24 protein-coding genes are annotated in these 25,981 nt (G+C 70.0%); 9 read left to right on the forward strand and 15 right to left on the reverse strand.

The genetic code is table 11. The features are described from left to right. Window positions 1-8: 8 nt before the first annotated feature. Entirely contained in the window at window positions 9-1,169 is a 1,161-nt protein-coding gene (locus tag ACLJRL_RS19360) for an SWIM zinc finger family protein (protein ID WP_410657609.1), read from the reverse strand. Continuing rightward, window positions 1,166-3,898: a DEAD/DEAH box helicase gene (locus ACLJRL_RS19365; RefSeq protein WP_410657610.1), complete on the reverse strand. Its 2,733-nt coding sequence runs from the start codon at window positions 3,896-3,898 to the stop codon at window positions 1,166-1,168. The genes ACLJRL_RS19360 and ACLJRL_RS19365 overlap by 4 nt, the downstream gene beginning before the upstream one ends. Window positions 3,899-3,967: 69 nt before the next feature. Here ACLJRL_RS19365 and ACLJRL_RS19370 point away from each other — a divergent pair, with 69 nt between their 5' ends. Further along, a complete protein-coding gene (locus tag ACLJRL_RS19370) occupies window positions 3,968-4,762 on the forward strand; it encodes a TetR/AcrR family transcriptional regulator (protein ID WP_410657611.1) in 795 nt (264 codons plus the stop codon). A 9-nt stretch (window positions 4,763-4,771) separates the two neighbouring features. Here the strand turns inward: ACLJRL_RS19370 and ACLJRL_RS19375 are convergent, their stop codons facing one another. The 4 genes from ACLJRL_RS19375 to ACLJRL_RS19390 are packed head-to-tail and all read right to left on the reverse strand — an operon-like array spanning window position 4,772 to window position 7,722. Next, window positions 4,772-5,026 (reverse strand): hypothetical protein, encoded by a 255-nt coding sequence (locus ACLJRL_RS19375; protein WP_410657612.1) that lies wholly within the window; start codon window positions 5,024-5,026, stop codon window positions 4,772-4,774. A 44-nt stretch (window positions 5,027-5,070) separates the two neighbouring features. Beyond that, window positions 5,071-6,363: a hypothetical protein gene (locus ACLJRL_RS19380; protein WP_410657613.1), complete on the reverse strand. Its 1,293-nt coding sequence runs from the start codon at window positions 6,361-6,363 to the stop codon at window positions 5,071-5,073. After that, window positions 6,360-6,647, reverse strand: coding sequence for a hypothetical protein (locus ACLJRL_RS19385; protein WP_410657614.1), 288 nt, complete (start codon window positions 6,645-6,647; stop codon window positions 6,360-6,362). The genes ACLJRL_RS19380 and ACLJRL_RS19385 overlap by 4 nt, the downstream gene beginning before the upstream one ends. Before the next feature lie 37 nt (window positions 6,648-6,684). Next, a complete protein-coding gene (locus ACLJRL_RS19390; RefSeq protein ID WP_410657615.1) occupies window positions 6,685-7,722 on the reverse strand; it encodes a hypothetical protein in 1,038 nt (345 codons plus the stop codon). A gap of 83 nt (window positions 7,723-7,805) precedes the next feature. Here ACLJRL_RS19390 and ACLJRL_RS19395 point away from each other — a divergent pair, with 83 nt between their 5' ends. Next, window positions 7,806-8,939 carry a glycosyltransferase gene (locus ACLJRL_RS19395; protein WP_410657616.1) on the forward strand — a complete coding sequence of 378 codons (1,134 nt, stop codon included), beginning with the start codon at window positions 7,806-7,808 and terminating at the stop codon, window positions 8,937-8,939. Here the strand turns inward: ACLJRL_RS19395 and ACLJRL_RS19400 are convergent. From ACLJRL_RS19400 to ACLJRL_RS19410, 3 genes are read right to left on the reverse strand one after another with little or no spacing between them, the layout of a single operon-like run. Continuing rightward, complete coding sequence (locus tag ACLJRL_RS19400; protein WP_410657617.1) at window positions 8,903-9,916, reverse strand: GNAT family N-acetyltransferase; 1,014 nt, start codon at window positions 9,914-9,916, stop codon at window positions 8,903-8,905. The genes ACLJRL_RS19395 and ACLJRL_RS19400 overlap by 37 nt on opposite strands. 57 nt (window positions 9,917-9,973) lie before the next feature. Beyond that, window positions 9,974-10,465: a DUF1772 domain-containing protein gene (locus tag ACLJRL_RS19405; protein WP_410657618.1), complete on the reverse strand. Its 492-nt coding sequence runs from the start codon at window positions 10,463-10,465 to the stop codon at window positions 9,974-9,976. Window positions 10,466-10,497: 32 nt separating this feature from the next. Beyond that, window positions 10,498-11,325 carry an NmrA family transcriptional regulator gene (locus ACLJRL_RS19410; protein WP_410657619.1) on the reverse strand — a complete coding sequence of 276 codons (828 nt, stop codon included), beginning with the start codon at window positions 11,323-11,325 and terminating at the stop codon, window positions 10,498-10,500. Window positions 11,326-11,406: 81 nt separating this feature from the next. On the opposite strand from ACLJRL_RS19410, the gene ACLJRL_RS19415 reads away from it, so the two are divergent. Further along, on the forward strand, window positions 11,407-12,345 hold the full coding sequence (locus ACLJRL_RS19415; protein WP_410657620.1) for an AraC family transcriptional regulator: 939 nt from the start codon (window positions 11,407-11,409) through the stop codon (window positions 12,343-12,345). On the opposite strand, the gene ACLJRL_RS19420 is transcribed toward ACLJRL_RS19415, so the two are convergent. Then, a complete protein-coding gene (locus ACLJRL_RS19420) occupies window positions 12,324-13,277 on the reverse strand; it encodes a helix-turn-helix transcriptional regulator (protein ID WP_410657621.1) in 954 nt (317 codons plus the stop codon). The two genes, ACLJRL_RS19415 and ACLJRL_RS19420, sit on opposite strands and share 22 nt — an antisense overlap. A gap of 129 nt (window positions 13,278-13,406) precedes the next feature. Further along, window positions 13,407-14,210, reverse strand: a complete 804-nt coding sequence (locus tag ACLJRL_RS19425) for a pentapeptide repeat-containing protein (protein ID WP_410657622.1) — start codon at window positions 14,208-14,210, stop codon at window positions 13,407-13,409. 272 nt (window positions 14,211-14,482) lie between these two features. Here ACLJRL_RS19425 and ACLJRL_RS19430 point away from each other — a divergent pair, with 272 nt between their 5' ends. Then, on the forward strand, window positions 14,483-15,664 hold the full coding sequence (locus ACLJRL_RS19430; RefSeq protein WP_410657623.1) for a S8 family peptidase: 1,182 nt from the start codon (window positions 14,483-14,485) through the stop codon (window positions 15,662-15,664). Window positions 15,665-15,748: 84 nt separating this feature from the next. Here ACLJRL_RS19430 and ACLJRL_RS19435 read toward each other — a convergent pair whose 3' ends face one another. After that, complete coding sequence (locus tag ACLJRL_RS19435) at window positions 15,749-16,621, reverse strand: SGNH/GDSL hydrolase family protein (RefSeq protein WP_410657624.1); 873 nt, start codon at window positions 16,619-16,621, stop codon at window positions 15,749-15,751. 111 nt (window positions 16,622-16,732) lie between these two features. Here ACLJRL_RS19435 and ACLJRL_RS19440 point away from each other — a divergent pair, with 111 nt between their 5' ends. Beyond that, window positions 16,733-17,977, forward strand: a complete 1,245-nt coding sequence (locus ACLJRL_RS19440) for a PucR family transcriptional regulator (RefSeq protein WP_410657625.1) — start codon at window positions 16,733-16,735, stop codon at window positions 17,975-17,977. Here the strand turns inward: ACLJRL_RS19440 and ACLJRL_RS19445 are convergent. Further along, complete coding sequence (locus tag ACLJRL_RS19445) at window positions 17,936-18,787, reverse strand: helix-turn-helix transcriptional regulator (protein ID WP_410657626.1); 852 nt, start codon at window positions 18,785-18,787, stop codon at window positions 17,936-17,938. The two genes, ACLJRL_RS19440 and ACLJRL_RS19445, sit on opposite strands and share 42 nt — an antisense overlap. Before the next feature lie 85 nt (window positions 18,788-18,872). Here ACLJRL_RS19445 and ACLJRL_RS19450 point away from each other — a divergent pair, with 85 nt between their 5' ends. Then, the gene (locus ACLJRL_RS19450; RefSeq protein ID WP_410657627.1) at window positions 18,873-19,652 is read left to right on the forward strand and encodes an SDR family NAD(P)-dependent oxidoreductase; all 780 of its coding nucleotides are present in this window, start codon (window positions 18,873-18,875) and stop codon (window positions 19,650-19,652) included. Window position 19,653: 1 nt separating this feature from the next. Here ACLJRL_RS19450 and ACLJRL_RS19455 read toward each other — a convergent pair whose 3' ends face one another. Both ACLJRL_RS19455 and ACLJRL_RS19460 read right to left on the reverse strand, forming a co-directional pair. Next, complete coding sequence (locus tag ACLJRL_RS19455; protein ID WP_410657628.1) at window positions 19,654-20,451, reverse strand: alpha/beta hydrolase; 798 nt, start codon at window positions 20,449-20,451, stop codon at window positions 19,654-19,656. A gap of 91 nt (window positions 20,452-20,542) precedes the next feature. Next, on the reverse strand, window positions 20,543-21,202 hold the full coding sequence (locus ACLJRL_RS19460; RefSeq protein WP_410657629.1) for a TetR/AcrR family transcriptional regulator: 660 nt from the start codon (window positions 21,200-21,202) through the stop codon (window positions 20,543-20,545). Between the two features lie 103 nt (window positions 21,203-21,305). Between ACLJRL_RS19460 and ACLJRL_RS19465 the strand changes: the two genes are divergently transcribed. From ACLJRL_RS19465 to ACLJRL_RS19475, 3 genes are all read left to right on the forward strand, one after another. Next, a complete protein-coding gene (locus tag ACLJRL_RS19465; protein ID WP_410657630.1) occupies window positions 21,306-22,412 on the forward strand; it encodes a serine hydrolase domain-containing protein in 1,107 nt (368 codons plus the stop codon). Window positions 22,413-22,602: 190 nt separating this feature from the next. After that, a complete protein-coding gene (locus ACLJRL_RS19470) occupies window positions 22,603-24,252 on the forward strand; it encodes an ABC transporter ATP-binding protein (protein ID WP_410657631.1) in 1,650 nt (549 codons plus the stop codon). Continuing rightward, window positions 24,252-25,967: an ABC transporter ATP-binding protein gene (locus ACLJRL_RS19475; RefSeq protein ID WP_410657632.1), complete on the forward strand. Its 1,716-nt coding sequence runs from the start codon at window positions 24,252-24,254 to the stop codon at window positions 25,965-25,967. Before ACLJRL_RS19470 ends, ACLJRL_RS19475 begins: the two co-directional genes overlap by 1 nt. The last annotated feature ends 14 nt before the right edge of the window (window positions 25,968-25,981 follow it).

Here is a 25,981-nt window from a genome sequence, read left to right on the forward strand (position 1 = left end):
GTGAGGGCTCAGCCGAGCAGCGCGGCGAACAGCACTCCAGGATCGGCTTCGGGCGACCCGGCGGGCCACTGATCCCGGTAGGGATACCAGAGCCCGTCCTTGCCCAGCCGCACCTGAACCCCGGTTCCGTGGACGGTGCAATGGTTGCGTTCGACGTCCAGGCTCTGCCCGGGATCGTCCATCACCTCGGCCAGGGCGACCCTCGCCCGGCCGATCGCCTGCGACGGCGGCGTCCACGACGTCTCCAGGACCTCGAGTCCGGGGCGGCCGCCGTGCCGCCACGCGAGCACCGCGCGGTCGAAGTCCTCACCGCGCTCGGCCGGTCGCAGCCGCTCGGTGGTCTCCGGGTGGCTCGCGACGAGGCGGACGGCGTCCTGCTTCTTGGTGAGCTTCGGCCGCGCGGCCAGCAGGGCGCCCGCCTGATAGCTCGCGTTGCCGCTCAACAGGGCGAAGGTCTCCGCCGGGATACCGGGTGCGCCGGGCACGGTCGGCCCGCCGGTGGGGGTGAACCCGTCCAGGTCCGGCAGTGGCCCGGGCTCGTCGGCGTAGGCCTGCTCGGCCGGGGTGCCGTCGTCTCCGGTGCGCACGAACCGCGGTGCGTTGCGCCGCTGCAGCTCGTCGAGGAGTTCCCGCTCCCCCTTGCCACGCATCAGCAACAGCACGAAGGGGTCGGCGTCGAGCAGCCACGAGGCCTGGAACGACAGCGCCGCGGCGTGGCGGCACGGCAGTTCCCAGCCGGGGCAGTCGCAGTCCGGGTCGAGGTCGCCGATACCGGGCAGCAGGTGCACCCCGGCGTCGTCGGCGGCCTCGATGAGATCGTGCGGCATGTCCCGGTCCAGGAGCGCGGCGAGGTGCCCGGCGCGGGAGGCGACCCGGTCGAGGAACCGGTCCCATTCGGTTCCGGTCAGTTCCGCGAGCCGGACCTCGGTGCGGTATTGGCCTTCCTGGTCGTCGACCACGGCGGCGATCCGGCCGGGGCTGACCGTGATCGGCCCGACCCGGCCCGCCGCGGCGTACTTGCGGCCCTGTTTGAGCTGTCGCAGGTCCAGCGCGGTGTCTTCCATCGCGTTGATCCACGCGCGGCCCCACCACGAGCGGGCGAACTGGCCGTGGCCGCCCTGCGGCCCGAAGGCGGGGAATCCGCGGACGCGATCGTCTGGCGTGCTCATCGGCGGCTCCTCAGCTCGACCAGTTCGGCCAGTTCCGTGTCGGTCAGTTCGGTGAGCGCGGCCTCGCCGCCACCGGCGAGCACCGCGTCGGCGAGTGCGCGCTTCTCCCGCAGCATCGCGGCGATGCGGTCCTCGACCGTGCCCTCCGCGATGAGCCGGTGCACCTGGACCGGGCGGGTCTGCCCGATCCGGTAGGCGCGGTCGGTCGCCTGGTCCTCCACCGCCGGGTTCCACCAGCGGTCGTAGTGCACGACGTGGTCGGCGCGGGTGAGGTTGAGCCCGGTACCGGCCGCCTTGAGCGAGAGCAGGAACACCGGAACCTCACCGGCCTGGAACCGGCATACGAGTTCCTCGCGCTTCGGGACCGGCGTGCCGCCGTGCAACAGCTGAGTGGCGATCCCCCGCTGCGCGAGGTGGCGTTCCAGCAGCCGTGCCATGGCGACGTACTGGGTGAACACCAGCGCCGCGCCGTCCTCGGCCAGGATCGTGCCGAGGAGCTCGTCGAGCAGTTCGAGCTTGCCGGACCGGCCGTCCAGTACCGACTCCGCCGGTTCCTTGAGGTACTGCGCGGGGTGGTTGCAGATCTGCTTGAGCCCGGTGAGCAGCTTGACGATCCGGCCGCGGCGCGCGATGCCGTCGCTCCCGGCGATGTCGGCCATCAGCTCCCGCACCGTCGCCTCGTACAGTGCCGCCTGCTCCGCGGTCAGCGTCACCGGCCGGTCGGTCTCGGTCTTGGCGGGCAGTTCGGGTGCGATCCCCGGATCGGCCTTGCGGCGCCGCAACAGGAACGGGCGGACCAGCCGGGAGAGCCGATCCGCTGCTTCGGGGTCGTTTCCGGACTCGACCGGTTTCGCCCACACCCGGCGGAAGTCGGCCATCGAGCCGAGCAGGCCGGGAGTGGTCCAGTCGAGGATCGCCCACAGCTCGCCGAGGTTGTTCTCCACCGGTGTGCCCGTCAGCGCCACCCGCGCCGACGACGTCAGCGTCCGCAACGCCTTCGCCGTCCAGGAGCGGTGGTTCTTGATGTGCTGCGCCTCGTCGGCGACCAGCAGTCCCCAGTGGACGGTCGCCAGCGCGTCCGGATCGACCCGCAGCGTGCCGTAGGTCGTGAGCACGAAGCCGTCGTCGAGTCCTTCGAGTGACCGCTCGGTGCCGTGGAATCGCCGCACGGCCACTCCGGGGGCGAACCGGGTGATCTCCCGTTCCCAGTTGCCCAGCAGGGACGCCGGGCAGACGACCAGCGTCGGGCCCGGCGCGGTTTCGCCGCGGTGCAGGTGAAGCGAGATCAGGGTGATCGTCTTGCCGAGACCCATGTCGTCGGCGAGACAGCCGCCGAGACCGATCGAGGTCATGGCGGTGAGCCACTGCAGGCCGCGCAGCTGGTAGTCGCGCAGGGTCGCGGCGAGGCCCCGCGGCGGTGCCTGCGGTTCGGGCGGCGCCAGCAGCCGTTCCCGCAGGGCGGTGAGCCAGCCGTCGGTGAGGACGTCGACGCGTTCGCCGTCGACCTCGGCCGTGCCGCTCAGGGCGGCGCCGAGCGCGTCGATCGGGGTCAGGGGTTTGAGCGCGCGATCCCGCGCCTTCGCCGCCAGCGCCGGGTCCACGAGTACCCACTGGTCCCGCAGCCGCACCACCGGCCGGTGTGCCTCGGCGAGCGCGTCCATCTCGGCCGTGGTGAGCGGGGTGTCGCCGAGGGCGAGCTGCCAGTCGAACTGCAGCAGGCTGCCGCCGGCGAAGAAGGACGGGAGGTCACCCGGTGGCGCGTCACCGCCGCCCACGACGGCCTTCGCGCTCAGGTCGCGGGCGAGGCCGGCGGGCCAGTGCACGTCGATCCCCGCCGTGGCCAGGAGCGGTGCGGCGGTGGTGAGCAGTTCGGTGATGTCGGTGTCGCTGAGCCCGACCTCGTCCGGGACAGCGGCGCTGAGCAGCGGCGCGAGCGCCGGCCACAGCTGCGCGGCACGGCGCAGCGCCAGCATCACGTCGATACGGGCCCTGGGGCCGAGCCGGTCGTCTCCCGACCACAACGCGGCGGCGTCGATCAGGACGCCCGGGTCGGACAGGCTGTGCACCTGGACGACTCCGCTGAAGCGGCCACTCACGAAGTCGTCTCCGGACGCTTCGACCCGCAGTGAGACCCGGACACCGGAATCCAGCCCGGCCGCGACCTCGGCGGCCCAGTCCCGCAGCTGCGGGACGTGATGGGCGGCCGGGGCGGTGAAGGCCTTGACGCCGGTCGCCTGCGCGGACGCGGGCGTCCTGGGCAAGGTGTCGGCCACCGCGTCGAGGAACGCGCGCAGCAGCGGATACCTCGCGGGCAGCAGATTTCCGTCCGGGATCGCCCGGGCCCGCGCGGGCATCGCCTCGGACAACTCGCGCAGCCACGCGGCGTCGGCGGGTTCCAGCGGGCCCGCGCGCCAGGCGTCCACATCGGAGTCGGTGAGGCCGGGAAGCAGCCTGCCGGCCTCGGCGAGCTTCAAGGCCGCCGCGGTGGCCGTGCCCCAGAAACGCGCCGAGGGATCTTCACTGTCCCGGCGCCGCAGCAGCGCGGGGAGCGCCTCGGCCATCGAGAGCCGGACACACGGCACCGACCGGATCTCCGGCAGGGCGACCGTCACCTCCCCGGTGGCGCCACCCGGCTCGCTCCCCTCGGCGTTCCAGAAGACGAATCCGCTGGTCCGAGGGGGATTCTTCGGTTCGAACACGACACTGTCGAAACCGTCGTGAGACGTCACTAAGCCCCAATCTCTGTACGGTGTACAGTTCAGGATAACACAACTCTGTACACCGTAGAGAGAACCGGGATGAGTGAGACGGACTACACCGGAGCGGGCGATCCGAGGCGGACCATCGAGCTGCTCTGGGGCGTGCGGGACAAACCTCGCCGCGGCCCCAAACCGAAGCTCACCGTGGACCAGATCGTCACCGCCGCGATCGAACTCGCCGACTCCGAAGGCATCGCCGCCCTGTCGGTCCGCCGGGCCGCGGAACGGCTCGGCGTCTCCCCCATGTCCATCTACACCTACATCCCCAGCCGCTCCGAACTGCTCGACCTGATGATGGACCGGGTCCACGGCGAGCTCACCGATCCCCCGCCGAGCCACGACTGGCGGGCCACGATGACGCTCCTCGCCGCGGACGCCTGGGAGATGTACCACCGTCATCCGTGGATGCTCCAGCTCATCACCGGCCGCATTCCCCTCGGCCCGCACTCCTTCGCCAAACACGAACGCGAACTGAGCGCCGTCGACGCGATCGGGCTGACCGACCTCGAAATGGACGCCGTCGTCGCCATGGTCAACGGCTTCGTCCAGGGCATCGCACGCGGTTCAGTCGAATCCGCCGGCCTGGTCCGCCGATCCGGGATGACGGACCTGGAGTGGTGGACCGCCAGCGCGCCGGTGCTCGCCGAAATCCCCGAGGCCGACGCGGGACTCTTCCCCCTGGCGGCACGGATCGGTCAGGCCGCAGGTGAGGCGCACGGCGCGGCGAGCGCGCCGCTGTCCACGTTCCGGTTCGGGCTGGCGCGGCTCCTGGACGGGGTCGAGCAGCTGGTCATCGGCGAGGCGAGCACCTCGGAGTCCGAACTGCCGTCGTGAGCGCCGGTCTCAGTGTCCGCGTCGTCGCAGTGATCGGTACAGCAGCCACAGCGCCAGCGCGATCGGTGTCAGGACCGCCGCGAACAGGATTCCCGCGAACATTCCATAGCCGTGCGGATCCGACGACAATCCGGTGGCGCTGAGCACCGCCGTGCCGACGAGCAGCACGATCACCGCCGCGGTGCAGGCGAACGCGCCGAGCACGAGGCGCCGGAGCGCTGTCCGCAGGGCGCTCGTGCGGGTGGTGCCATCCGGCGTGTCCATGTTCGGCTCCGTCACTCAGGGGCTGCCGTCACTCAGGGCTGCCATCAGTTCGAGCTTGAAGTGCAGACGGTCAGGAACGACTTCTGGTTCTCGCGTCCGACGGCCGAGGCGTCCATCCAGCCGAGCCTGCCGAACAGGTAGCTCCCGGACGGGTGCCGGGCCGACTCGGCCAGCACCTGGGCGACGTCGGCCTTGGCGCCGTAGGACTTCGGGCCGTCGACGGAGAAGGTGATCGAGCCCGCCTTGGTCCAGTCGTAGTCCGTGGGCAGCGGTTTCTGGACCTGGAGGGGTCCACCGGTGTCCGGGGAGGTTCCCCCGCCGGTTTTCAGCAGGTCCATGTGTTCCACCGGCACTCCCGGCTGCGGCGCGGTCCACACCTGCTCCGTGCTCTCCTGGGTGCCGGAGTCGAAGACCACTCTCAGGCCGGTGACGCCCTCGCAGGGGGTGCCCGTGTTCATGAGGTAGGTCATCCGCACCGCCTTGGCGGCGTCGTCCCCGCTGACGTCGGTCGGCATCAGGAAGTACGACTTGAAGGTCCCGTCGCCGTCCTCGTCCTCGCGGATCTCTTCCATTCCGTCGAGGACCTTGAAGTCCTCAGGTGTGATGTCGTGGTCGGCGGCGATCTTCTTGATCGTGTCGATCGGCACGCCCCGGCGCACGGCGTTCTCGAGCCATTGCCGGTAGTGGCCGGACGCGGGCGGCCCGGTCAGCAGCCCGGCGTCGCGCAGCGACTGCTCCATCTCGATCACCTGGGCGTCGATCTCCCCGCCCTTCCTGGCGCCTGCCAGGGTGGTCGCTCCGTGGTCGCTGATCTCGCCGTCCTGCGCGAGCCGCATCACCCGGGCGAGGGCGGTGTCGATGTTGTTCGCCGTGGTGAGGATCGCCTTGGTTTCCTGCTCCAGCTGCTTCTTGATGGTTTCGCGGTGTCGTCGGGCCTCGGCGCGGTCTTCGGCTTCGAACCGTGACTTCGGCGGCGGGTCGGCGGGCTTGTTGTCCACGATCGCGCCGTCGGCGGCGATGCGGAACTGGTAGGTGTCGGCGAGGGAGTCGTTGTTGGCGACCCGGGTCTTCAGGGCGGACACGTCGTCCGACGCGTTCTGCAGGGCGCGTTCGACGGCGGACTGCTGCGCGATCAGGATCTCGGCCTTGTTCCGGGTGTCTCCCAGCGAACCGCGGGCGCGCTCGCCCGCGGGGCCGTGCCAATCGGGCAATTTCCTGGCGTCGTCGAGCTCGTCCTGAAGCCCGATGAGTTTGTCCCGCCGCCCGCCCAGGTTGGTGGCCGACGCGTGGAGCGCCTCGGCGTTCCATTTGCGGACATCGTCGTAGCCTGCCGTCATCCCCCGAAAGCCTCCTCCGCGGAGTCCTCATTTTCGGAGTACGCCTTCGCGGCCGACGTGATCGATTCGCTCCACTGGTGGATCTCGCCGGCCCACCCCTTCGCGCGGTCATTGAACGCCGACGCCAGGGTGGGCGCGCTCTTCGCCGCATCCCCACCAGGCAATGCCGTCGCTATCGCGTCCAAGCCGGTACCCGGTTCCACGGCCCTGGCCTGGTCCGCCGCCGATCCCGCCGCCTTGGCCGCGTTGCGCAGCTGACCGATCTCGACCTCGTACCCGCTCACAGCCCGCGACCTCCAACCCGACTAGGTCAGCGGGACACTAGTGGACTTCGGGAGGGTTCACAGCCGATTCGGGTGAGAGGGCGGGCGCTTCCTCGACGGCCGGAGGGCGGGCGAGTTCGGCCAGCTGCCGGACGACGTCGTCGTACCGCGCTTGATCGGCGGCCGCCCGGGCCCGCGCGCGTTCGAGCTCTTCACCGAGCGCCGTCGCGCGGGCTTCGGCGAGGCTGCGGGCGGTGTGCTCCTGCGCCAGGTCCGCCCGGACGCGGTCCAGATCGCCCCGCAGGCCGGCGGACTCCTGACGCGCCCCGGCACAGTCCTTTTCGGACACGGTCAGCCGTGCCTTGGCTTCGTCGAGCCGGTCCAGCAGCGCTTCGAGCTCGGCCACCGCGCGCGCCAGCGCCGTGTCGCGCTCGCCCAGGTCGGCGGTCAGCCGCGCCCTTTCCGCTCGCACGGCCGAGAATTCCTCGCGCGCTGTCCGGAGGTCGGCGACCAGGGAATCGCGGGCCCGTTCCGCCGCGACGGTCGCCGACTCGGCGGCACCACGAGCCCGTTCGTGCGCGGCGACCTCGGCCCATGAACGCTGGCGGGTCTCCTCGGCGTCTTTCAAGGCCTGTTCGGCGGTGCGTTCCGCTTTGGCCTTGGCCATCTTGTCGTCCCGGGAGGCCGCCAGGGCGGTCGCGCGGGCGGTGTCGGCCTTCGCCGCGGCCTGCTGCGCGTCCTCGGTCTCATGCCGCGCCGTCGCCGCTTCGGTCTCGGCTTCGGTGACCCGGCCGAGTGCCGCCTCGGCGGCGGCGTCGAACCGCGCGCGCATCGCGTCGAGCAGTTCGACGAGCGACGCCGCCGTCGGGGTGAACTCGTCGGCGATCCGGCGGACTTCGAGCAGCGGGTCGGCCACGCTCGCCACCGCGGCGGCCCGGCGCGCCCGCGATGCCGCGTCGGCGTGCGTCTTACCGCAGTAGGCCGAAGGCCGCCCGCCCTTGCGTTTGCCCTCGGCGTCCACCGCGGGCGGGGGCAGGGGATTCTCGCAGCCTTCCAGCGCGCACAGCCGGACTTCGTCGGCGTCCGTATCGATCACGAGAGCAGGGTAGCGCTGCCTCCGGCGCCCGGAAGCGAGGCAACGCCGGGAGAACCGCCGGTCCCGCCGGTAGGGTCGAGGATGTGCGTGTTCTCTTCACCTTCGCCGGCGGCAACGGCCACTTCCGTCCCCTCGTCCCGATCGCCCGCGCGCTGAACGAAGCGGGTCACACGATCGCGTTCACCGGCGAGCCGCTGATGGTCCCGGTCGTCGAGGCCGCCGGATTCACCGCCTTTCCCTCGGGCCCCAACCTCGGCAGCGAAGGCGAACGCCGTCCCCTGCTCGCCGTCGACCGGGACCGCGAGGACGCCGACCTGCGCGACGGTTTCGTCCGGCGCACAGCGCCCCGGCGCGCGGAAGACGTCCTGGCGCTGTGCGGGGACTGGGCACCGGATCTGCTCGTGTGCGACGAAGCCGACCACGGAGCGATGATCGTCGCCGAAACGCTCGGGCTTCCGCAGGCGACCGTCCTGGTCATCGCCTCCGGTTCCCTGATCCGCGCGGACCTGGTCGACGGCGCGCTCAACGAGGTCCGCGCGGCATACGGCCTTCCACCGCAACGGAACCTGGAGATGGCCCACCGCCATCTCGTGCTCTCCCCGTTCCCCGAGAGCTTCCGGGATCCGCGGTTCCCGCTGCCACCGACAGCGCATTCGTTCCATCCGCCCGTTCCCGGCCGCGGCCCGGTGCCGGACTGGCACGTCGAGGGACGCCCGGCCGTCTACTTCACCCTCGGCACGATCTTCAACACCGAATCCGGTGATCTGTTCGCGCGGGTCCTGGCCGGGTTGCGGGAGGTCGACGCGACCTGTGTGGTGACCGTCGGCCGTCTCCTCGATCCCGCGGAGTTCGGGCCGCAACCGGAGCACGTCCACCTCGCCCGGTACCTGCCGCAGGACGGCGTCCTCCCGTATTGCGACGCGGCGATCACCCACGGCGGGTCGGGAAGCCTGCTCGGCGCGATCGAACACGGGTTGCCGATGGTCCTGCTGCCGATGGGCGCCGACCAGCCGCACAACGGCGACCGCGTCACCGAACTCGGGCTCGGCACGGTGCTCGACGTCATCGAGGCCACCCCGGACGACGTCCGCGACGCTGTCGCCGAGGTGCTGCGCGAACCGTCCTACCGGGCGGCGGCGGTCCGGCTGCGGAACGAGGTCGCCGCCTACCCGCCGCCGGGTCAGATCGTGCCGCTGCTGGAACGACTCGCCCGCTGAGCACCGACCTCGAGTGCCCAGCGGACGTACCGCATCTTCGGTGTGAAGCCGGCCTTCTCGAAGACTCCTGACGCTCCGGAGGGGCTCGCCGAGTCGACGCTCAAGCTGGCACGGCCGTAGCCCTGGCCGGCGGCGGCCCGCAGCGCGTGCCCGATCAGCGCGCCCGCGATGCCCCGCTCCCGGTGGTCCTGGAGCGTTCCGATGGCCATGAAGTGCGCGTCACGGACGCCGGTGGCCTCCGTATCGGCCTCCCAGGACAGGGTCACCAGCATTCCCACCGGGGCCCCGCCCGCCTCCTCCCGGAGCAGGAAGCTGCTCTCGGGCTTGAACGTCTGGTTGGTGATCTTGTTCTTCCAGAGGTCCGCGGGCATCTGGACCGAACCCCAGTAGTCCTCGAACGAGGAGTTCCGGACCGACCGGAAGTCCTCGTCGTTCCGCTCCGACCAAGGCTCGACTCGCAGCCCGTCGGGGATCGCCGTGCCGGGGACGGCGTCGCCGAGCGGGTGCTCCATGCGCTGGAAGTAGCGGACCGGCTCGAAACCCTGGGAGCGGACCAGCTCGGCCAGTCCGGCGATGCGCTCGCTCTTGTGGACGTCGACCACGAGCCTCTGCGCCGGATGATGCTTCGCGTGCATCACCTTCGCCGCCGCCACTCCGGCTTCCACGAGCGCGGTGCCGATACCCCGGCGGCGATGAGCGGGGTGGACCCCGCCGTCCAGGAAGACCCGGTGGATCTCTTCCGCGGACGGCTTGTGGCGGATCTTCATGTAGCCGACCATCACGTCGCCGTCGAAGGCGGCGAGGCTCGCCCGCTCCAGGTCCGCGTACGGGTCGATCAGCTCCTGGAGCGTGTCTTCCTCGGTGTAGTTCTCGCCGATCTCGTCAACGGTCTCGATGGCGTTGAGGAGATCGGCCGAGGCCTTGGCGTCCTCGCCGGTGAGCGGCCGCCACGTGAGGGAGGTGGAGTCTGCGTGCATGCGACGGACGGTATTCGCCGGATACGCCGTCTGTCGCAGGGTTTCCACGTCGGCGGATCAGGCGCGGGCGTGCACGATCAGCCCGCCCACCAGCGCCCCGAACCCGCCGATCGCGGCCAGCGTCCGCACCAGGTTCCACCGCTCCCAGACACCCTCGAACTTCGCCCGCAGCGCCTCGAAGTCGGTGTTGTCGCCGTTGAACCCGGCCTCGAGGGCGTTGTTCAAAGGCACGTTGATCGCCATGGTCACGATCAGCATCACCAGCAGCAGCACGAACCCCGCGATGATCCACGGCAGCGCGGACCGCAGATCCGCACGGAAGTGCAGTGCCGCCGCCACCGCGGCGAGCAGGGGCGCGCCACCGAAGCTCAACGCGAACCAGCCGTTGAGGATCGCGATGTTGATCTCCCGCATCCCGGTCACGTACGTGCGGGCGTCGGCCCGCGCCAGTCCCGGCATGACCGAGCAGGTGTAGGCGTAGAACAGTCCCGCGATCAACCCGGCCGCGATGACGGCCGCGATCAGGACGATCTCGCTCAGCGTCGACATGCCTGTCGCCTTTCTTTCGATTCCCGCTTGTTTCATCGATTCCAGACCCCGGTCGCCGCTGCTTTCGCGGCGTACACGGAGAAGTCCCTCGCGGGCCTGCCCAGCACCTTCTCGACGTCTCCGGTCAGCGACTCGTTCCGGCCGTCGAGGACTCGGGTGAACAGGTCGGTCAGGCCCTCGATCTCCTCCTCGGGCACGCCCTGTTCGGCCGCGCCCGCCGCGAACTCCGCCGCGGAAACCGGAACGTACCGGACATCCCGCCCGGCAGCCTTACTGATTTCCTGGGCCGCGTCCGCAAAACTCAGCAACCGGGGTCCGGTCAGCTCGTAGACGTGGCCGTTGTGCCCGTCGGTGGTCAGCGCCGTCACCACGACCTCGACGATGTCCTCAACGTCGATGAACGGTTCGGTCACCTGCCTGGCGGGCAGCACGATCTCACCGGCGAGCACCGGTTCGAGCAGGAAGTGCTCGCTGAAGTTCTGGGCGAACCAGGAGGCCCGCACGACCGTCCACTCGGCACCGGAGTCGCGCACACCCTGTTCGCTGACAACGGCTTCCTCTTCGCCGCGGCCGGAGAGCAGCACCAGGCGGCGGACGCCGTGCTCCACGGCCAGCTTCGAGAAGTCGCGGATCGACTCGGCCGCGCCGGGGAAGGCGAGGTCGGGGTAGTAGGTCACGTAGGCCGCGCTCACGCCGGTGACCGCCGCCGTCCAGGTCGACCGGTCGTCCCAGTCGAAGCCGGGCCGCGAGGCGTTCCGGACCGTGATGCCCTGCTCGGTGAGCCGCTGCGCGACCCGGCGCCCGGTCTTGCCCGTCGCACCCAGGACCAGGACCGTTTCGGTGTTCTTCGTGTTCGTCATGCCCTTAGTCAAGCGGTTCCGAATGAGACGGAACATAGTTGAAAGGCTCTCTTCCATGTTTCATCGTCTACACTTGGCGGCATGGATCCTCTCGCTGGACTGCTCGACGGCCCCCGTGCCCGCGGCGCGTTCCTGCTCAAGTCGGTGATGACCCCGCCGTGGTCGCTGCGTGTCGAGGACGAGGCGCCGCTGACGGTGATCGCGCAGGTCCGTGGCGAGTCGTGGGTCGTACCCGACGGGGGCGACGCCGTCCATCTCGGTACGGGTGACGTCGCCATCGCCCGCGGCCCGGACCCGTATCTCGTCGCGGACGACCCGGGCACCCCGCCGCAGGCGATGATCCTGCCGGGACAGGAATGCCTGACCCCCGACGGTCAGCACCTCACCGAACTGTCCGATCTCGGCGTCCGCACCTGGGGTAGCGATCCGGACGGCCCCGTCGTGCTGCTGACGGGCACGTATCCCTTGGAAGGGGAGATCAGCAGGCGGCTGCTCACCGCGCTGCCGTCCCTGATCGTGGTGCGGCACGAGGAGTGGGACAACCCGCTCGTGCCGCTGCTCGCCGGCGAGATCGTCAAGGACTCCCCCGGGCAGGAGGCCGTGCTGGACCGGGTACTGGACCTGCTGCTGGTCTCCGCGCTGCGCATCTGGTTCGACCGGCCCGGCGCAGACGCGCCCGCCTGGTACCGCGCACATAGCGACCCCGTCGTCGGGCGGGCGCTGAAACTGTTGCAGCACAGGCCTTCCGAGCCGTGGACGGTGGCGAATCTCGCGGCCGACACCGGAGTCTCGCGGGCCGCGTTCGCCCGGCGGTTCACCGCCGCGGTGGGGGAACCGCCGATGACCTATCTCGCGGGCTGGCGGATCGCGCTCGCCGCGGATCTCCTGCGCCAGCAACCGGACGTCACGATCGGCGCGGTCGCCCGCCAGGTCGGCTACGGCAGTTCGTTCGCGCTCAGCACCGCGTTCAAACGCGAACACGGCGTCAGCCCGCAGGGCTACCGCACCGGTGTCGCGTAACGGCCGACCAGTTCCGCGCCGATCCGCGCGAGTTCTTCCTGTACCGACGGCGGGCCCAGCACCTCGATCATCGAGCCCCAGCCCGCCAGCTGCTGGGCGATCATCCACGCCACCGGCGCCGACACCCGCACCCGGACGCGGCCGTCGTCGAGCGTCTCCTCCACTTCGGACTGCCGCCCGAAGTGGTCCTGCAGGATCGGCAGATGCCGCTCCGCGATGAGCACCGTCGCGTCGAGCCCGGACCGGCGCCGCTCCACCTGGTCGACCACCTGCTCCCACGCCCGCGACAGCTCGAAGTCGTCCGGCCGCCCGGCGGGCAGGTCGCTCACCTCCGCGTCGGACATGCGGTCCACTCGGAACGTTCGCTGGCCCTTTTCGGTGCCGGCGATGAGGTACCAGATGTCGTCCTTGTCCACGAGCCCCCACGGATCCACGACCCGCTCGACCGGATCGGCGCCTTTCTTCGCGTAGCCGAAGCGGACTCTGCGACGGCGGACGATCCCGGCCTGCAGCACGGTGAGCAGCTCGGGACGTTCCTTCTCCCGCTCGCCCCAGCGTGACGGGTCGATGACGACCGCGTCCGCCGCGGCCTGCGCGTCGGCGCGGAAGGTGTCCGGCAGCGCGCGGACCAGTTTCCGCAGCGCCGATTTGACCTCCGGCGAGACCGACGCCGCCGGGCCCGCGAGCAGGAACAACGCCTGCGCCTCCATCGCCGACAGACCACTGAGGTCGGTCCGGGCGCCGCCGACGAGCGACCACCCGCCGCCGCGGCCCGGCTGCGGGTACACCGGCACTCCCGCCGCGGACAGGGCCTCGAGGTCGCGCCGGGCCGTGGCAATCGAGATCTCGAGCTCGTCGGCCAGCTCGGAAGCCGTGACGCGGCCACGGGCCTGCATCAGCAGGAGGGTGGCCACCAGGCGATCGGCACGCATGGGCCCAGTCTCGCAGCCAAACCGCTCAGCCTGTGAGCACTTTGGACACCCCACGCCCGCAAGTAGTCCTCTAGTTGCGGTAGTTGCACACGCAAGGACCGCAACTAGAGGACTACTTGCGGGAGTGGGTTACCAGTGCGAGGGAGGCGACAAGGACTCCGGGAGCTTCGTCGTCGCGTCACCCTTCGCCGCGTCCAGCTGGGACTGGATGAGGAAGAGGGCATCGCGCAGATCCGCACCGCGGACGTCGGCGTCACGCAGGTCGGCCCCGATGACGTCCGCCTGGCGAAGATCGGCCCCACGGAGATCCGCACCGATCAGGTAGGCCCCGCGCAACAGCGCGCCACGCAGGTTCGCGCCCTTGAGCTTCGCGCCGATGAGGTCCGCGCCGCGCCGGTCCTTCTTCTTGCCCGGCACCGCGGCGCGGGCGAGTTCGCTCGCGCGCAGCAGCAGCGCGTTCACCGCGCCGCGGTGGGGGTGGACGTCCAGTTCCCGGATGACGTCGGGCTTTTCCCGGGTCATGGCGTCGGTCCGGTCGATCATCCCGGCCAGGTCGTCCCGGATCGGCGCGGACGTCGGCAGCGCGGCCGCCTCGGTGAGGTAGTAGAGCAGTTCGTGCAGATCCCGCATCACCGGGAAGACCGCGAACATCGACCTGGCCGTCTTCGGCGTCTTCCGCCAGTCCTCGCCCTCGAAGGTGACCTGGGAGACCTTCTGGCCCGCGCCGAAGCAGTCGTAGACCGTGCAGCCGGTGAAGCCCGTCTTCCGGAGCTTGTCGTGAATGCCGCACCGGGAGTCTTCGCGCAGGTTCGGGCACGCCTGGCCGGCCGGTTTGGTGATCGCGAAATCGGACGACGCCGCGAAGGCCGGTACGACACAGCACAAACCGAAGCAGTTCTCGCAGTCGGCTAGCAGGTTCAGTGGGACTGGCACGGCGGTTCGGGCTCCAGATGATCGAGAGGGGTTCCGCTCACAGGGTACGGAGGCACTCCCGGGCACTTTCCGTGCAGGGCACCCACCGCCAATGGCCGCCAGACGAAGGTCTGGTCCTGCCCCATTCAGTCGATATCGGACATGTCAAACGCTCAATAACCTCGATCTTCGTGGGCTTCGGCAGGTGCCGTCCCATGCGGTCGTGCTGGACCGTTTTCCCGCCGCGGTGGTCTTGACCGGCCGGTCCCCCTGCGAACGACAGGACGAAACGCATGCGAGAGACGAGACAGTCGCGTTGGCTGACCGGCGCCGGAATGGCGAGCGTGGTCGCCGTCGCGATCAGCGTCACCACCGCCCCGGCACAAGCCGCCGAGGGCCAGATCCTCGCCGCCGGCGCCCCTGAGGCGATCCCGAACAGCTACATCGTCACGCTGAAGGACACCGGCGTCGTGGGCGCGCTGGCAAACCGCTTCGGTGCGAAGGTCGAGCAGGTCTACAACGGCTCGCTCAAGGGATTCTCCGCGTCACTGTCGGAGAAGCAGGCCAAGCGGCTCGCCGCCGACGCATCGGTCGAGTCCGTCGAGCAGAACCAGGTCGTCCGCGCGACCGCGACACAGGTCAACCCGCCCTCCTGGGGCCTGGACCGGGTCGACCAGCGCAACCTCCCGCTCGACAAGCGCTACAGCTACACCTCGACCGGCGCCGGCGTGAACGTCTACGTCATCGACACCGGTGTCCGCATCAGCCACCAGACCTTCGGCGGCCGCGCCCGCAACGGCTACGACTTCGTCGACAACGACGCCGTCGCCCAGGACGGCAACGGCCACGGCACCCACGTCGCGGGCACGATCGCCGGTTCGCAGTACGGCATCGCCAAGGGCGCCACGGTCTACGGCGTCCGCGTGCTCAACAACTCCGGCAGCGGCACCACCGCCGGTGTCATCGCGGGCATCGACTGGGTCACCCGCAACCACGTCAAGCCGGCCGCGGCCAACATGAGCCTCGGCGGCGGCGTTTCCACCACCCTCGACGACGCCGTCCGCCGGTCGATCGCCGCGGGCGTCACCTACGGCGTGGCCGCCGGGAATTCCAACGCGAACGCCTCGGGCTTCTCCCCCGCCCGCGTGACCCAGGCGATCACCGTCGGCTCGACCACCAACACCGACGCCCGCTCCAGCTTCTCCAACTACGGCAACCTGGTGGACATCTTCGCGCCGGGCACGAGCATCACCTCGTCGTGGAGCACCAGCGACACCGCGACCAGCACCATCAGCGGCACCTCGATGGCGACCCCGCACGTGGTCGGTGTCGCGGCCCGCTTCCTGCAGAACAACAAGACCGCCACGCCCGCCCAGGTGGCCACCGCGCTGATCAACGCGGCCACCCCGGGCAAGGTGACCAACCCGGGCTCCGGTTCGCCGAACCGGCTCCTGTACTGGGCGCCCACCGCCTAAAGGATCGCGGATGTCATGAAAGGGTCTTACGGGACAAGATTTGTCCCGTAAGACCCTTTCATGACACCGGAGAGAGACCCTCGCTCAAAGCACCTTGCGAATACTCGGCACCACGGCCGCGAGCCCGGCGGCGTTCGGGTGCAGGGGCGCGAAACTGTTGTTCACCACCGACGGGATCAGGCCTTCGATCCATTTGACGCCGATCGGCCGGCACGCGTCGTGGCCGATGCTCGGTATGCGGATGTCGACGTAGGTGGCGCCGTGCCGGGCGGCCTGTTCGGACATCCGCGCGTTGAGCCGGTCGATGTTGCCCTGGATGTAGTCCGCGTCCTGCGGCAGCACCGGGACGAGCGGCCAGCAGCCGCCGGGTTTGATCCCCGTCGGGTAGCCGACCATCAGGATCTTGGCCTGCGGGGCACGTTCGCGGATCTTGGCGATGACCGTGCCGTACGTCGGGGCGAAGGCGTCGATCCTGGTCGCGTACTTGTCGACGCCGCCCGCGGTGTTGGTCGCCTTGCACGACGTGCCCACCGGCAGCAGGTTGACGCAGGAGGTGGCGAGCCCGACCAGCCCGATGTCGTTGCCGCCGATCCCCACGGTCACCAGTGTCGTGTCGGCCGACAACGCGTCGTACTGCGGCGGGTTGGTCCCGGAGATGATGCCCGGCTGCGGGTTCACGAAGTGGTTCGTCGTCGCGGCTCCGCAGGTGACGTCACGCAGGACGTCGACCTTGATCTGCTTCGCCAGCAGGCCCGCGTAGTTGATCGCGGACCGGGCGCAGGTGAGCAGGTCGCTCTGCGGGAGAACGACCGAACCGGCCGAGAACGAGTCCCCCATGGCGACGTACACCTGGCGTTCCGGTGCGGCCAGCGCCGGTGTCCCGATGCCGACGAGAGTCAGTGCGGTGCCCGCCACCGCGGCGATACGAGCGAGTCTTGCCCAGCGAGAACCTGTCACTGCCGCCTCCTGCATGCGTCGTCGAATGCCGGGAACAGCGTCCGCCGGGCGGTGGGTGAATCACTAGATTCGAGCCGCGCGTTCTTGTCCGGAGTTTTGTAGGTTGCCTCTATGACGAAGGCGTCCGCACAACCGTGGCGCCGGCTGGACGCCTCGGTGCTGGCCCGGCTGGAGCCGGATATCGCCGCGATCGCGTCCGCCGCGATGGAGCAGGTGCACGCCGGGCTCCGGACCCCGCTGGACGACCGGACGGTCACGAACCTCCAGGCCACCGTCGGCCTCGCGCTCAACGCCTTCTTCGGCGAGTTCGGCCATCCCGACACGACCACCGACCGCCAGGTCTACCGGGCACAGGGCCGGGCGCAGCACACGGCGGGCCGGAGCCTGGAGGAGATGCTCGGCTTCTACCAGTCGGCCGCGCTGGGTGTCTGGCGTCAGCTCACCTCGTGCGCGCCCGCCGCCGATCTCCCGACCCAGGCCGTCGTCGAACTGGGTGAAGGGCTCTTCGCCTTCATCGCCGAACTCTCGGCCGCGGCCGCCGACGGGTACGCCGAAGCGCGCTCGCAGGCCGCACGAGCGGGGCAAGCACGGCGGGACCGGCTTCTCGGGCTCCTGCTCACCGAACCGGCGGCTGCCCGTGACGTGCTCGACGACGCCGCGAGCCAGGCCGCGTGGGCACTGCCCGGACGGCTCGCCATCGCCGTCACCAGCGAAGATGTCGTCCCCCGGCTGCTGGACCGGATGCCGAGCCGGGTACTGGTCGGCCGGCACGACGACCTCACCGCGGTGGTCATGCCCGCCGACCGCCTCGAGTGGTATCTCGGCCGGCTACGCGATCTCCTCGATCCCGACCAGGCCGGCGTGGGACCGGTGGTACCGCTGCGTTCGGCCGCGCTCAGTGCTCGCCGCGCGGGCGCGTTGTGGCGGCTGACGCGCACCGGTGCACTCGGCACCGGCGCGATCGTGCACACCACCGACCACCACATCGACCTGCTCCTGACCGCCGATCCGGAACTCGCCGCCGAGTTCGCCAAGGACGTCCTCGCGCCGCTCGCCGGCCTGCCCGAACCGTCCCGGCAGCGGCTCACCGCGACCCTGGCCGCGTGGCTCGCGCGGCCGGACCAGCCGCAGGCGATCGGCGTCGAACTACACGTCCATGTCCAGACCGTCCGGTACCGGATCCGGCAGTTGCGGACGTTGTTCGGCGGCACGATCGACGACCCGGCGGGCCGGTTCGCGCTGGCGACCGCGCTGCGGATCGATCCCCACGTGTCCTCGCTGGTATCGAGGGAACCTACAAACCCACCGGTCGGCTCAGAGCGGCACGTCCATCCGCTGCGTCCCGATGACCGATAGCAGCCGCAACGCCTCCTCGGAGGGAGTACCGGGATCGGCGGTGTAGATCACGACCTGCTGATCCCGGTCGGTGATGCCGAGGACGTCGCAGTTCACGCTGACCGGGCCGACCACCGGGTGCTGGAAGGTCTTGCACAGGGCAGGTTCGGCGCACACCTCGTGCGCGGCCCACAACCGGGCGAACTCCTCACTGCCGTCGAGAAGCTCCCGCACCAGCCCGGTCACCTCGGGATCGTCGGGGTAGCGACCGGCGGTGGCCCGCAGGCTCCGGACCGCGCCGGCGGCGAATTCGCCATCGTCCGACACCCCGTACAGCCGCTGCTCTTCCGGGCGTGGCCCCAGGAAGGTCCGCCGGACGAGGTTGCGGTCACGCCGTGACAGCGCCGAGAAGTCCTCCATCAGCGCCGCGGCCAGATCGTTCCACGCGATGACCTCGTAGGTCGCGGACAGCACGATCGCCGCCGCCTGCGGGAGGCGGTGCAAGAGCGCGAGAATGCTCGGCCGCACCTCCCGTGAAGGACCGGGCGGAGGGCCCGGGGGTGCTCCGGCGAGGTGATGGAGATGATCGCGTTCCGCGTCCGACAGCCTCAGCGCCCTGGTCAGTCCGGCCAGGACCTCGCGCGACGGCCGTGGACCGCGGGCCTGCTCCAGCCGCGTGTAGTACTCGGTGGAGATGAAGGCCAGCTGAGCGACCTCTTCACGGCGCAGCCCTGGTGTGCGGCGGCGAGGCCCGGCGGGCAGGCCGATGTCGGCGGGGGTGATCCGCTCACGCCTGCCGCGCAGGAAGCTCGCCAGTTCTGCTCCGTCCACCTCCCCAGTGTGCGTGATGGGCCCGCGCTATCCAGGTACCGCCGATGCCTGGATAGCCGCCCGGAGCCGGTGGACGCTCGGAGCCATGACCAACTCCACGACTGTTTCGGGCCTGCTGGACGGCAAGGTCGCTTTCATCACCGGCGCCGGGCGAGGGATCGGTGCCGCCGCGGCGCGGCTGTTCGCCAGGGAAGGTGCCCGGGTGGTGCTCGCCGCACGTACCGAGACCCAGCTCAAGACCGTGGCCGAAGAGATCCGCGCGTCGGGCGGGATCGCCGACCACGTGGTGTGCGACCTGGGCGACGCGGCCAGTATCCGCGCGGCCGTCGACCACACGGTGGACCTGCACGGCCGGCTCGACGTCGCTTTCAACAACGGCGCGACGAACGTCCCACCCGGACCGATGGACCACGTGACCGAGGCCGACTTCGACCACATCTACGAGGTGAACCTGAAAGGCCCGTGGCTGTCGATGGTCGCCGAGATCGCCGCGATCCGGGCCACCGCGGGAACCGGGGCCATCGTGAACAACACCAGCGTCGGCAGCCTGATGGCCAACCCCGAACTTCCCGCGTACGGCGCGATGAAACGCGGCGTCAACAGTCTCACCGCGTCGGCCGCCGTCACCTACGGGCCGGAGGGGATCCGGATCAACGCCGTCGCCCCCGGCACGACGATGACCGAGATGTTCGGCGACTGGGTGGAGAGCTCGCCGGGCATCCTCGAACGGCTCAACGCCCAGACCCCGCTGGGGCGCGTGGCCGAACCCGAGGAGGTCGCGGAGGCAGCCGCGTGGCTGCTGAGCGACCGTTCCTCCTACGTGACCGGCACGGTGCTGCGGGTCGACGGCGGCATGGTGTCGTAGGTCAGCCCGCCTGCGCGAGGTGTCGCCGGAACCACGTGGTCAGACCGGCGTCCACCTCGCGAGTCGTGGGCCGTTGCGGGGCGGGCTCGATACCGGGCTCGTCGGCGAGCGGATGCTCCAGCCCGGGGATCGACAGCAGTTCGGCTCGTTCGCCCGCGGCGGCGGCGAGCTGGAGCGCGTCGGCACGCAGCGCCGGGTGGTCCTGCGCGCCGCTGACGACCAGCAGCGGCGCGCGGTCACCGATGACCGCCGCTTGGGGGAGGAAATCGAGGCTGTCGACGGCTTTCTCGGATTCAGCGTCGTACGGATAGTCGCCGGGGAACAGGTCGACGACGGACCGCATCCGGATCGCGGCGTTCACGACCGCACCCGCGAAGACCGGAATGTCCGTGCCGGCGAGGATCTGCAGCGCGACGGCCCCGCCCAGCGAGCCGCCGAGTACCCCGATCGGACCGTCGCCGACCGGCAGCTGCGCCCGGATCGACGCCAGCGCGGCCGGGAACTCCTCGGCCGCCTGCTGGACGAACGGGTGGAGAACGGACATCAGGACGTCCTTGCGCATCAGCTCCGCCCCGGCGTCCATGTTGCCGTCGACCATGCGTGCCCCGCACATCGGCATCCCGAGGTGCACCCGCCACGCGGGCAGGCCGTGCATCGGCAGCGCGGCGGCGAACGCGGCGTCCGACCTCGGCGCGTCGAGCATGTGCCAGGTGACGATCAGCGGCGCGGCACCGTCGCCGTCAGGCGGCAACGCGGTGAACGGCACGCCGGCGGCGGTGCCCGTGATCGGTGAGTTCATGCGGCCACGGTAGGGCCGCGGGCGTGTGCCCGGTGCCGTTATCGCCACCAGCGAACCCGGTCCTGTGCGCAGAGTGCAGCGCCGCACGACACTAGCTCAGGCAGATCGTGGCCTCGATGTGGGCAAGCTGCGCGGCGAGGATCTCTTCGAACGCGGCGCGGCGGTCCACCCCGAGCGGGCGGATGTCGCGGGCGAAATGGGCCACAGCCGGGAAGCGTTCGGGGTCGGCGCCGAGTACAGAGACGCGGAACAGCTCCATTCCCTGTTCGTACTCTTCGGGGGTGAGGGCGCTGACCCCTGCCTCGGAGGAGATCAACGCGGCGACGAGGACCACGAGCTGGTGGTAGCGCGCGGGGATCTCCGCCTCGGGCAGTCCCGAGGTACGCAGCGCCTGCAGCGCCTCTTCCATCATCAGCCGGGAACCGGTGCCGCCTGAGCCATAGCGTCCGGAGACCGCGGCGAGCTGGGGGTGCTGGCCGAATGCCTCTCGCATGCGCAGGGCCAGCGTCATGATGCGCTGCTTCCAGTCACCTTCGGGCTGGTAGCCGTCGATAGCGGCCAAGAGGATCCGGTCGGCGACCGCGCGCAGCAGTTCGGTCTTGCTGCGGAAGTGCCGGTAGAGGCTGGACGAATCGGTGCCGAGCACCGCTGCGAGCTTGCGCACGCTGAACGACTCGGCGTCGCTCGTGCGCAGCAACTCCGCCGCCGCATCCAGGATGTCCTCGGTCGACCAGCGCCTTCTGCCTGTCATCTAACCCCTCTCGCCGGCTCTCAGCCTAACTCATGCACTCGGTGTTGCACGCACCGCGTGCATCCTGGCAACATGAGTCCGTACCCACGGAAGGACGCCTGTCATGAGAAGTCCCGCGGAGCTGAACACCGCCCTGAAGAACGTCCACCGCGCCGGAATGCCCGGCCTGTTCGCCGAGGTTCGTGACGGCGACCAGGTCTGGTGCGGTGCCGCCGGGGTCGCCGACGTCGCCACCGGCCGCCCCGTCTCCGCCGACATGCGGCACCGCGTTGGCAGCATCACCAAGACCTTCACCGCCGCCGCTGTGCTGCAGCAGGTGGAAAGCGGTCAGATCGGGCTCGACGCGCCGATCGGCCATTATCTGCCGAAGCTGGTTCCCGCAGAACGCGGCGATGCGATCACGGTCCGGATGTTGATCAACCACACCAGCGGCTTCGCCGAATTCCTCCGGTACGCCTACCCCGCCCTCAAGCCCTTTCCGGCCCTGGCGGACACAACGCCCCAGAGCCATTACGACCACCGGTTCACCCGGTTCGACCCCCTTGGCCTGATCGAGATGGGTGTCAGCGCGCCCGCCTTCGGCCCGCCGGGCGGCACGCCGGGGCTGTACTCCAACACCAACTACCTGCTCCTCGGCCAACTTCTGGAACAGGTAACCGGTATTACGGCCGAGAAGTACATCACCCAGAACGTCATCGAGCGCGCCGGACTCCGAGACACCGAATTTCCGGACAGTCCGCACGTCAACGGGCCGCACTCGCAGATGTACGAGGCATGGTTCGGCATGATCGAGCCGCCGCACGACTTCAGCGTCTTCGACATGTCGTATGCGGGGCTGGGGGGTTCGCTGATCTCGACCGTCGCGGATCTCAACCGGTTCTTCGGCTTGCTGTTCGCCGGGGAGATCGTCAGCCCGTCGTCGCTGGCGGAGATGCGGCGCACTGTCCGGGTCCTCTCCCAGGAGAGCAAGATCATCGACTACGGGCTGGGCCTGTACCCGATGGAGATGCCCGGTGGCACCTTCTGGGGGCATGGCGGCACCGTCTGGGGTGCCGGAGCACTGGCCATGACCAGCGCCGACGGCAAGCGGCAGATGTCCGTCGCGACGAACCTGCAGCGGTGGAACAAGCTCGACTCCTCTGGCAGGCCGCAGCCCCATCCCATCGACGACGCGCTCGCGGCTCTGTACGGCGTGGCGATGCACGGCTGACCGGGCCGGAGAAGCCGTTTCGTCAAACCGACAAGCACGCCGAGACAGGAGAGCGATGACCACGACCGACTTTGCGCCGACGAGGGAGCAGTCCCCGCCCTCACTGGACGCCGATGACGCGGCGGGAAAGTCCACGGAAGGGCTGCTGCGCCCTTACCGATGGAGCTTCGCCGCCGTTGTCATCTTGCAGGTGCTCGGCGCCGTCGCGGGTCTGGCGCCGCTGCTGGCGGTCATCGAACTGGGGCGCAGCCTGCTGGCGCCTGGCCCGATCGATCACGATCATGTCTGGTTCGTGGTGATCGCCGGTGCGATCGGCTTGCTCGTCCGACTGCTGTTCACCGCCGCATCGTCGGCAATCGGGCACCTTCTCGACGGCCGAGTGCAACTGGCTCTTCGCAGGCACCTGGCCGCGCGGCTTGGACGCGTGCCGATCGGCTGGTTCTCCCGGCGCCGGACCGGGGAGCTGGCCAAAGTGGTGGGCGAGGACATCAGTGCCGTGCACCCGTTCATCGCCCATGCCCCCGGCGAGCTCGTCGCCGCGTTCGTGGTGCCCCTGCTCTCGCTGGTCTACCTGTTCACCATCGACTGGCGCCTCACGTTGATCACGCTGATCCCGGTGGTGCTGGCCGTGGCGCACGTCCCGCTGATGATGACCCCGACCCGGCTGCGTGAGGAGAAACAGTTCGATGCGGCCATGGGGCAGATCGCCGATTCCGTCGTCGAGTTCGTCCAGGGAATCTCGGTGGTCAAGGCGTTCGGCGGTTCCGGGCGCGCCCACCGCAGGTTCCGCACGGCCACCGACGATTTCGTCGGCATCTTCTCTCGCTTTGTGCGCGGCCTCTCCGTGATCGCCGCCGGAATGCAGCTGGTGCTGTCACCGCCGTTCGTGCTGCTGGTCGTCCTGATCGGCGGCACCGCCCTGATCACGGCCGGCGGCCTGCCCCCGGCCGACCTGCTGCCTTTCCTGCTGCTGGGACTGGGCCTGACCGCTCCGGTGGCGGCCCTCATCGCCCACAGCTTCAACGACCTGCAGACCGCCAAGCGCGCGATCGGCCGAATCCGGGACGTGCTCGAGGTGGCGCCGCTGCCGGAGCCCGCGCACCCGATCGCGCCGCAGGGCCACCGGGTGGAACTGCGTGACGTCCGCTTCGGCTACGAAGCCGATCGCGAGGTGCTGCGCGGGATCGACCTGGTCCTCGAACCGGGCACGGTCACCGCGATCGTCGGGCCCTCGGGCAGCGGTAAGTCCACGCTGGTCCAGTTGCTCCCGCGCTTCTTCGACCCGACCCACGGTTCGGTCACCCTGGGCGGCGTCGATCTGCGCGAGCTCAGCAGCCATGACCTCTACCGCATTGTCTCCTTCGTCTTCCAGGACGTTCGCCTGCTGCGCGCCTCTGTCGCGGACAACATCGCACTTGCCGTACCACACGCTGATTTCGACGACGTGGTCCGCGCAGCCCGGATGGCGAACATCCATGATCGAATTCTTGACCTGCCACGCGGCTACGACACGGTGCTCGGGCAGGAGGCCGGGCTGTCGGGTGGCGAGGCACAGCGGATCGCACTCGCCCGGGCCCTGCTCGCCGCCACACCCGTCCTGGTGCTGGATGAGGCGACCGCCTTTGCCGACCCGCAGACCGAGCAGGCGGTACGGCAGGCATTGGCGGCGCTGGAGAGCGATCGCACGATCCTGGTCATCGCCCACCGCCTGGAGACGGTCGCCGACGCCGACACCATCGTGATGCTGGACAACGGGTCGATCGTCGAGCAGGGCAGGCCCGCAGACCTCCTGGCAGAGAACGGAAAGTTCGCCGCCTTCTGGCAATCCAAGGAGCACTGATGATTCGCATGCTGCTGCACGTCCTGGGCCATGATCACGCCCGGCCAGTGCGTCGCACCGTGGTCTTGATGACAATGACCGCGATCGTCGAGGGTTTGTCCTACGCCCTGCTGGTTCCCGTGCTGGCGGCGCTGTTCGGCAGCGACCCCGAAGAAGCGCTGCCCTGGCTGATCACGTTCGGCGGCGCGGTCGCGATCTACGCGGTGCTGCGCTATGTCAGCGATCTGTTCGGCTTCCGCGCCGGAACCACGCTGTTGCGTGGCATGTATCACCGCCTCGGCGATCATCTGGCCCGGCTGCCCCTCGGCTGGTACAGCCCCGGCCGAGTCGGGGAGGTGTCCGTCCTTGCCGGCCAGGGCGTGCTGGAGACGATGGGCGTGCTCGCGCATCTGCTGGCGCCCTACATCTCCGCCTTCGTCACCCCGGTGACGATCGTTGGCGTGATGCTCGCCTTCAACTGGCAGCTGGGGCTGGCCGCGTTGGTCGCCGTGCCGCTTGTGGCGGCGATCCAGATCTGGACCGGCCGCTCGATGGCCGCAGGCGATGCTGACCGCCACGCACGGGACACCGAGGCCACCGGGCGGGTCATCGAGTTCCTCCAGGCCCAGCCGGTGCTGCGCACCGGCGGCCGGAGCGTCCAACGCTTCGCGTTGCTCGACGACGCGCTGCGGGAACTTCAGCGCGCCTCCCGCCGAACCGTGTTGTCGGTGTTGCCCGGCATGATCGGCTTGACGCTCGTGGTGCAGGCGATGTTCACCGTGTTGCTGGTTCTGGGTACCTACCTCGCGCTCGGCGGGAGCATCGGTGTCGCGGAGGTGCTGACGATCCTGGTGCTGGCCGCCCGCTGCGCCGATCCGGTCCTGTCGCTGGCCGACATGGGCGGCAAACTCCGCGCCGCGCGCTCCGAGCTGGCCAGACTCGACGCGGTCCTGCGCACCGAGCCGCTACCGGAAGCACCCGAACCGATCCAGCCGGTGGGTCATAGCTTGGTTCTGGAGTCCGTCGCCTTCCAGTATGGCGACCGCACGGTGTTCGAGGACCTGTCGTTGTCCGTGCCCGAGGGACAGCGGCTTGCCGTGGTCGGCCCCTCAGGCGCGGGCAAAAGCACACTGCTGCAGTTGCTCGCGCGCTTCCACGACGTGGACGCGGGCGCGGTGCGCGTAGGCGGCGTGGACGTGCGCGCCATCGGCACCGAGGAGTTGATGGCGAGGATCGCCATCGTCTTCCAGGACGTCTACCTTTTCGACGGCACGATCGAGGACAACGTACGGCTGGGCCGCCCCGAGGCCACCGAGGCTGAGCTGCGGACGGCGGCGAGCGCCGCGCGGCTGGACGAGGTGATCGAGCGGCTGCCCGGCGGATGGGCGGCAAAGGTCGGCGAGGGCGGCACGCTGCTGTCGGGAGGCGAACGCCAGCGCGTCTCGATCGCGCGGGCTCTGCTGAAGGACGCGCCTATCGTGCTTCTGGACGAAGTGACCTCCGCGCTGGACCCGGTGAACGAGACAGCCGTCCACGAGGGCATCGAACGGCTGATGGCCGGCCGGACGGTGGTGATGGTCGCTCATCGGATGCGAACGGTCCAACGCGCCGATCGCATCGCCTTTCTCGACGGCGGCCGGATCGTGGAAGAAGGACGCCACGACGAGCTGCTCCGCCGCGGTGGCCGCTACGCCGACTTCTGGAACGCTTCCTTAACACCGGCGGCGCCCGGCTGAGCCGGTAAGTCCTG

It is taken from the genome of Amycolatopsis sp. lyj-112 (assembly GCF_046549055.1).
GTDB lineage: Bacteria > Actinomycetota > Actinomycetes > Mycobacteriales > Pseudonocardiaceae > Amycolatopsis.